The 6,771-nt window shown below is 47.4% G+C and carries 6 protein-coding genes and 1 pseudogene; 1 reads left to right on the plus strand and 6 read right to left on the minus strand.

Annotated elements, in window-relative coordinates:
- Positions 1-228 precede the first annotated feature (228 nt).
- Together L6D74_RS25045 and L6D74_RS25050 are read right to left on the minus strand one after the other, a co-directional pair.
- Positions 229-1,206, minus strand: coding sequence for a GTP pyrophosphokinase (locus tag L6D74_RS25045; RefSeq protein ID WP_236190885.1), 978 nt, complete (start codon positions 1,204-1,206; stop codon positions 229-231).
- Between the two features lie 58 nt (positions 1,207-1,264).
- A complete protein-coding gene (locus tag L6D74_RS25050; RefSeq protein ID WP_236190886.1) occupies positions 1,265-3,229 on the minus strand; it encodes an AAA family ATPase in 1,965 nt (654 codons plus the stop codon).
- Between the two features lie 357 nt (positions 3,230-3,586).
- Between L6D74_RS25050 and L6D74_RS25055 the strand changes: the two are divergent.
- Positions 3,587-4,208, plus strand: a pseudogene (locus tag L6D74_RS25055) (tyrosine-type recombinase/integrase).
- Positions 4,209-4,729: 521 nt separating this feature from the next.
- On the opposite strand, the gene L6D74_RS25060 reads toward L6D74_RS25055, so the two are convergent.
- From L6D74_RS25060 to L6D74_RS25075, 4 genes are all read right to left on the minus strand, one after another.
- On the minus strand, positions 4,730-4,933 hold the full coding sequence (locus tag L6D74_RS25060; protein WP_236190887.1) for a hypothetical protein: 204 nt from the start codon (positions 4,931-4,933) through the stop codon (positions 4,730-4,732).
- A gap of 15 nt (positions 4,934-4,948) precedes the next feature.
- Complete coding sequence (locus L6D74_RS25065) at positions 4,949-5,773, minus strand: HNH endonuclease (protein ID WP_236190888.1); 825 nt, start codon at positions 5,771-5,773, stop codon at positions 4,949-4,951.
- The gene (locus L6D74_RS25070) at positions 5,766-6,155 is read right to left on the minus strand and encodes a (deoxy)nucleoside triphosphate pyrophosphohydrolase (RefSeq protein ID WP_236190889.1); all 390 of its coding nucleotides are present in this window, start codon (positions 6,153-6,155) and stop codon (positions 5,766-5,768) included. The genes L6D74_RS25065 and L6D74_RS25070 overlap by 8 nt, the downstream gene beginning before the upstream one ends.
- 177 nt (positions 6,156-6,332) lie before the next feature.
- Positions 6,333-6,551, minus strand: coding sequence for a hypothetical protein (locus L6D74_RS25075; RefSeq protein WP_236190890.1), 219 nt, complete (start codon positions 6,549-6,551; stop codon positions 6,333-6,335).
- Positions 6,552-6,771: the final 220 nt, after the last annotated feature.

Raw genomic sequence — 6,771 nt, forward strand, 5'->3', positions numbered from 1 at the left:
TAGAGCGCTGAGCAATGAGCTTACGATATCACGGAAGTGGAACAGCTATTTCCAAATAGAACTTCTTTTGAGTATCCCCCTTCTAGCTGGTCTTTATTGAGCGCACGCTTTCATAGGGTTTCTAGGAGGTGAAGGTGATCCAAATGGCACCACTGTCGGGAGACATAGGTGCCAAGGATGCACTTCACCCTTTGAAAAGGTGTGGCCGTTAGAAAGTTAAGATTCTGATCACTCGTCCTGACAGGCTTGCTGGCGCAAGTAATTCTGCTCTTTCAGGTAATCACTAATTACCTCGTCACCAAACTCTTTGCGCAAGCCTTCTCTAGCCAGTCCGATATGCTTGAAATAGAAACCCTTTCCTGATCCAGCTTTAAAAGCGTGGGATTCATCCGAATTCATTATTTCATTGTAATGTTTATTTATTAGATCGGTGAGTTGGCCGCTCGTTTTTATCCCGAAGTCGTGTAAATCAATTAACAGATCGTCAAGATCTTCGTCCGGTCCTTTATTTTGCGCAGGAAAGTGCTTGGAGAGAATTGTTTCAATGATATCCACATTGAGAATATCGTCCCGATTGCCCTCTTTAGCATTTTGTTCTATGTAAAGTTCCCGAGCGTCTAGAATTCTGTCAAATTCGACGTCCACACATTCAAGAAGTGCTGAGGCTCGATTTATTGAGCGAAGTAGTGGTCGAGGAACGCTCTTTTCTTTCTTGTATTGAAGCTTATGAGATACGGCTGCCCAGATGTGTTGAGCGAGGGTGCGGACCTGTATTTCAATACGAATTGCACCTAAATCATTCCAAGAAGGAACATTGAGCCACTCTTTAGGCAGCTCTACTACAAAATGCTTTGACTGGTAACCAAATTGGGATTCTGTAAGTCTGAGAGCTGTATCTTCCGAAGAGATTACGTTTAAATTTGTATTTAGTATTGCTTCGACCGCTGAGATGTCTTTTTGAAACAATAAGATAAGTCTCACCCCCAAGAAATCGTCTAGATCTACAAGCTTATCAAGGCTTAGGGACTTTCTTACAATTTTATCCTCGATAGATTGCCAGTCCTTTACTCTCGCCTCAATTGGCACACCTAAGGAAATATCAACTTTTTTAAGAAGATGCTCTAGTTGTGCAGTGAGTAGGACTTTTAGGCGCTCTGCCTGTTGAGATACTTGGAAATATGACTCTTTAAGCGTTGACGTATCCATTCGTGTATCACTCACAATGCATGATTAATCTAATATTGGTTTATTAATCTATCGTCCTTCAGTTGTTTTTTGGTGGCCTCCGAGCGGATCTGCCACCCTTCGGAATAGCAGGCATAAGAAAATTTTCAATATCTCCAATCCAGCCTGGCTTTTTTATTGGATTGTCTAGCTCAATATATTTTAGCGCGAATTTTACTTTGAAACCCTCTGAGTCGAACAGCTGCTCCAACGCCCTACGATCTGTAAAGTTTAAGTTCAAAGACAAGCTAGAGGGCCAGTCATCGTTTTCTGATGATAGCGGTGAGGATAGCCGTGAAATCAGCGGGCCATAAACCGAATGCGATTTAAAACTTTGAATGGCTTTGATAAAGCTGATCACATTCAGCGTGTCTTCTATTACTGTTGGGGGGGAAGCGTTGTTGTCACTGGTCCTCAATAGTTCTGTGCAACAGCTTTCTTCGTTATTTTTCAGCCTGCGTATCTGGATTCCTGCCAGCGAATCCCTGCCATCAAAAGACTCGAAGCGCTTATCCGTATCAATCAAACAATATACTTTGCCCCGGATATCACTTCTGGAATCTTCTAACGCCAGATATAGATAATTGTAAATTTTCTTTACCGTTGGCGATCCTCCAACCGGAACTACAAATAATTTTTGGTCTTTTAAATAGTGATTTAGATATATGCTATCTGCTGAACCTTCACAGATAATCCATCTGTAGTCGGAGCTTGTAATCGATGCAATAATAGACTGGACAAGATCATTAATTCCCTTTAGTTCTAATTCGGCGGGCAACTCTCCCTTTGTATCAATTTTGAGCTTCTTTATATCCTCTCGAAAACACCTCAAATCTAACAGCAGAGGAGGCTGATCACTTTTTGGGCAATAGACGGCGACCCCGTTAGATATAATTGGCATAAATCCATACCAGTGGGTCGTAATAATCACTTGAATTTTTGACTCGGCAATTTCTCTCAGTTTTTCAAATTGGCCGAAACAGGAGGATACGTGCAACGATAATTCAGGCTCATCTATTGCCAGGATAATTTGCTGGTGAGTCGGCGCTGCATTCGCCAAAAGAAATGCCTTAGCTACATCGACCAATGCCTGCCGTTTTTCACCTGAGCTTAGATCGCCCACAGGAGTTCGCTCTCGACCATCTTTCCGATTAAGAACTTTTGACTCAAAAAAGGCCTCAATGACTTTTTCGGTTAAATGAGATTGGTTGACGAGATTTTGTTTCTGTGCAGGCTTTCTATACTCATAAATACCAAGCTTTTCTGAGATCGAGCCAAGAAACTCATTAAGTTGCGTATTGATTTTTTGAACATCTTCTCGCTTAATAAAGGCTCTGACAATTGTGTCCAGTTTCTGCCCAAGCAAAGCCTGAATTGTTCTTCCTTCAATCTTTGTGTATTCTTTGAAGTCGATATCCGCTGGCAGATATATGAATTTGTAGTATTCGATAATGCGTTGCTGTAAAAGTGCGATCGCACCTCCAGAGCTTATATAGTTTTTTATTAGTGAGTTGTATGCTGGCAGTGTCTCAAACATCGAAAAGAAGATGGATGGTAAAGAATATTTTTGTTCTTTTTTTAATCCGAAAGGGATTAAATAATAATTGCTACTGCTATATCCTTCGGCTATCAAATCTTCTCTATGCTCGCAGAAGAGTTCTGCGTGGGGCTTGTGGGCAGGGTTGAAGTCAACAATTCCTGAGGACCAAGTAAGCTCGCTAACTTTCTCCACGAACCATTGGAACTCCCCCAAGCTTGGAAGGATATCTTTTTTTATTAAAAACACTGGGCATATAAAAGGTTCTCTCTCTGTAAATCCCTTGGCTAAAGAGTGGTGATAGTTCCAATCTGCACCATTGAAAAAACTATTCAAAGCTTCAAGCACGGAACTTTTCCCAGCGCCATTTTCCCCAACCAATGCGCTAAAATGCTTTCCATTTGAGAGCTTGATGTAATTGATGGCTTGATACGTTTTAAAGTTTCTAACCAGCAATCCGATAATCATACTTTATCCCTGTAAGGACTACCCAGACGACACTGCTCTCGAGGCAGATTGCCACTACAGCGGGCCAATCTGCAATAGTTTTGCTCAGTCTTTTTAGACATCAACTCCGGTTCCTCCGCCTTTGCATCCCACGGACAGAGGCTTAGCATCAACGTAAGTGTGCTTCCTTTTCTTGAGCTTATCCAAGCTAAAGGGGGCTGTGAATAGACATCCCAAATTCCTCTCGTGGCGTAAAGGAAGGAGTCGATTGTTCACTTTTGGCCGAAGGCTGATCTGTCATGAGTGTCCGCTTATGGCCGGTTAGCGACCCGTTCTCTGGTCAGCCATCCTTGTCCTTCGACACGTGGAGGACTCGTCATGAACACCTTCGCTACCTGCAGCCGCCAGCCTTGGAACAAAGGAAAACTGGTCGGGCAGAAAGCACCACTCAGACTGAGAGATATCTGGGCCATCCGGGTAAGGCTTCAAATTGCAGAACGAACCCGTGATCTTGCGCTCTTCGATCTGGCCATCGACAGCAAGCTTCCGGGCCTGCGACTTAACCAAGCTTCGTGTGCGCGACGTCGCCCATGGCGAGCACGCATCACCACGCGCCATGGTGATGCAGCAGAAAACGCTACGGCCAGTGCAATTCGAGATCACCGAACAAACACGGTTTGCTATTGCGGCCTGGATACACCAGGCCCAACTCCGGAGCGAGGACTGCCTTTTTCCGAGTCAGCTGCGTACCTCAGACCATCTATCAACACGTCAATACGCACGTATCGTCAAAGGCTGGGTGGAAGCAGTTGGCCTTGATCCAGCAATGTATGGCACTCACACTATGAGGCGTACGAAGGCATCGCTGATCTATCGCAGGACGAAGAATCTGCGAGCGGTTCAACTGCTGCTTGGCCATACGAAGCTGGAGAGCACCGTTAGATATCTGGGAATTGAAGTCGACGACGCCCTAGAGATGGCGGAACAGACCGAGGTTTGAAAATGCATAGCGACGATCGAGCCTTGACCGTCGCTAACCGGCCATAAGCGGACGCTTGGAAGCGACTGCTATCGGCCAGAAGCGGTCAGTTGTCAGCACCGTGAACTGCCTCAGCTAGCTGGTCATCGAAGTATTCCGTGTCATCACGGGGCTCTGAATTCAATCGCCGCTTGGCCTCGGCCAACATTTGAGGAAATGCGATTCGCTGGTTCAGAAAAGTAGCGACCATGAGATCTGACAGCTCTTTAAGAGGCGTGTCCCAGGCATCTCGACAATGCTGTAGTAACGTTGTCGGAGCCTCTCCTTTCCAAGGGCCAATGATGTTGGCTGTCGTCGGTTGGACCATTGGCATCAATTCGTACTGGTTGGAAAAACGGGATTCTACCGACAGATCGCACGTAGTGCGAAGGGCCGCTCTGGGTCGAAAACGGACATTTACGAATGGCTGCTTCTGGCCGAGAGCAGCCACTCATGACAACCTACCGATGGGTTTTCTGATCACGGCATAACGATGCTGACTGTCAGTTACCAGCCCGATCAACGTTTTTCGAATGCAGTACAAACCCACGCAGATGAGTTAAGGCAGCCATTTCAGGATCAAGGCCACGCAACGTGGTTGCCCGCTGGCTACCATCAGGTAGATAAACGATGAGCTCATCTCCGTGAACCGAGTAGGTGCCGGTGTACTTTGTCCCTTCATGCTCAAAACTGATTTCCTCGTCCACACATAGTTCCTTTAATTAGTGGGCATTGACCCGTGCGACCAACAGTATTTTGTCAGCCTGGTCGTCAAGCACATGCATTTTTCTATGGCAGTTGGGGCAGAGAGCAACTGTGTTTTCCACCGTGTCTGCTCCACCATGTACAAGCCACTCGATATGGTGTGTCTCCAGATATGGCGTCCCATCCTTCCTGTTGAACGGAGAGGCTTCCTGGCACAAATCACATCGCCCCTTGGATCTACGCTTAGCGTGCTCTGCTACCCATGGTGAGCGCTGGTGTTGCGTGACTCTGGCGCTGCGCTTCCCAACATTGGTCCGTCCTTGACGCCGGGCTAACGCTTCTACCTCAGCGTCACTCAATTTCCGGGCCTGTTTTTCCTTAACCCGATTGAGTTGCTGCAGCGTGACATCAGAAATTGCCGGCGGAGTGCCCGATTTCAAACGCAAGGGGAAAACCCAAACAAAGCGGTCCTGCCCTTCTACATCCGGTTGTCTCTCTCGGTATGGCTCATCAGCCAGCATTACCTCACCGATGTAGGTATAGGTCTTGGCGGTAAAGACTTCGAATAGATGTACGGCCACTCCATTAATGCGCGACTCGTTCAGTGTTCTGTTTTGGTTGAACGCAAGAGACTGATCACCGACCTGACCCATGCCGGTGTAATGCAACACATCTTCGACCCAGCGATCGTCGTAAATTGACGCCACGTGATTAGAAACAATGACGAGAGTATTGGTCCGATTCGACCGGCGCATTCCACCTTGAGGACTGCATAAAAAATGAAGAATTAGGTCTTCGTTTTTAAGGTTTGATCCGGGGACAAGAGGAGCGAAATTAGCCATATTTCCAGATGATCTCTTGGGCAATAGGAATGTCGGCAGGAGCCAAGTTGTATCGAAGGAGTTCTTGAGGTAGCACCCACTCAAACCGGTCATGGACCTGCAAGGTGAACTGGGTGGATTGCAGCTCAACCGAAATGGCGATCAGTTCGATCTCGCCGCCGGGATAGGCGTAAGTCGTGGTGGTGAGTATTTCGCCGGCGACAGACTCAACACCAAGCTCCTCACGTAACTCACGGGTGATGCACTCCTGGGCAGATTCTTCGTGTTCAAGCTTGCCGCCTGGAAACTCCCACAGGCCCTCGAGATTTTGACCTGGAGCCCTACGAGTGATGAGAATTTTCCCATCAAGATGGACGACTGCAGCGGCCACCGGTTTTTTCATGTCGCGAGTCCTTATCGCCGGGGCCAAAAGCGCCATATAAACAAATAGCCATCATCATAGCCGATTCCCTCGGCCGCTTTGAATCTAGACCAAGGTCGATCAATTTATGAACCGCCCCGGGTTTCATAGACTCTGTTGGTGTCCGTTTTTGGCCGATTGCTGCCTGCAAAGACGATATTAGGATTGCCGTATCCGCATAATCGCATCTGTGATCGCGTTTGCATTTGTGTCTAAGGTCTCCATAGCCATCACAGCGTTATCTGCAACCACTGCCGCGCCACTGGCTGCAAGCCAAATGGCAACCTCTTCGATTGCCGCCGCCAGTGCGTGCTGGTTGTGCAGTAGCAACGTCAGGGCGTCAGCAGTGGCGATATTAGACGCTGAGTTATTTGGCATGCGATCCATCCTAGAAATGAGGTGTTCGCGAAGCCTAGCTCATGCGGCCGCACCAGAGAGGCTTAGATACCGCATGCTTAAAAATTGCTACAACGCGCAGATGATTTGAGACTTCAGCCAATCAGTTGGGGGGGAGGCTGGCTACTGCATCCAATCCATCATCGGCGCGACGGAGAAACGGCGGGAGAGTGGGGCGGGTGTGGCGGAGATTGGGGGCATT

It is taken from the genome of Pseudomonas pharyngis, assembly GCF_021602345.1.
In the GTDB taxonomy this organism is placed as follows: Bacteria; Pseudomonadota; Gammaproteobacteria; order Pseudomonadales; family Pseudomonadaceae; genus Aquipseudomonas; species Aquipseudomonas pharyngis.

Bases quoted from the DNA above. Each gene is read 5' to 3' on its own strand.
- L6D74_RS25065 (WP_236190888.1), bottom strand. From the start codon at position 5,773: ATGGCTAATTTCGCTCCTCTTGTCCCCGGATCAAACCTTAAAAACGAA.
- L6D74_RS25050 (WP_236190886.1), bottom strand. From the start codon at position 3,229: ATGATTATCGGATTGCTGGTTAGAAACTTTAAAACGTATCAAGCCATC.
- L6D74_RS25045 (WP_236190885.1), bottom strand. From the start codon at position 1,206: ATGGATACGTCAACGCTTAAAGAGTCATATTTCCAAGTATCTCAACAG.
- L6D74_RS25075 (WP_236190890.1), bottom strand. From the start codon at position 6,551: ATGCCAAATAACTCAGCGTCTAATATCGCCACTGCTGACGCCCTGACG.
- L6D74_RS25070 (WP_236190889.1), bottom strand. From the start codon at position 6,155: ATGAAAAAACCGGTGGCCGCTGCAGTCGTCCATCTTGATGGGAAAATT.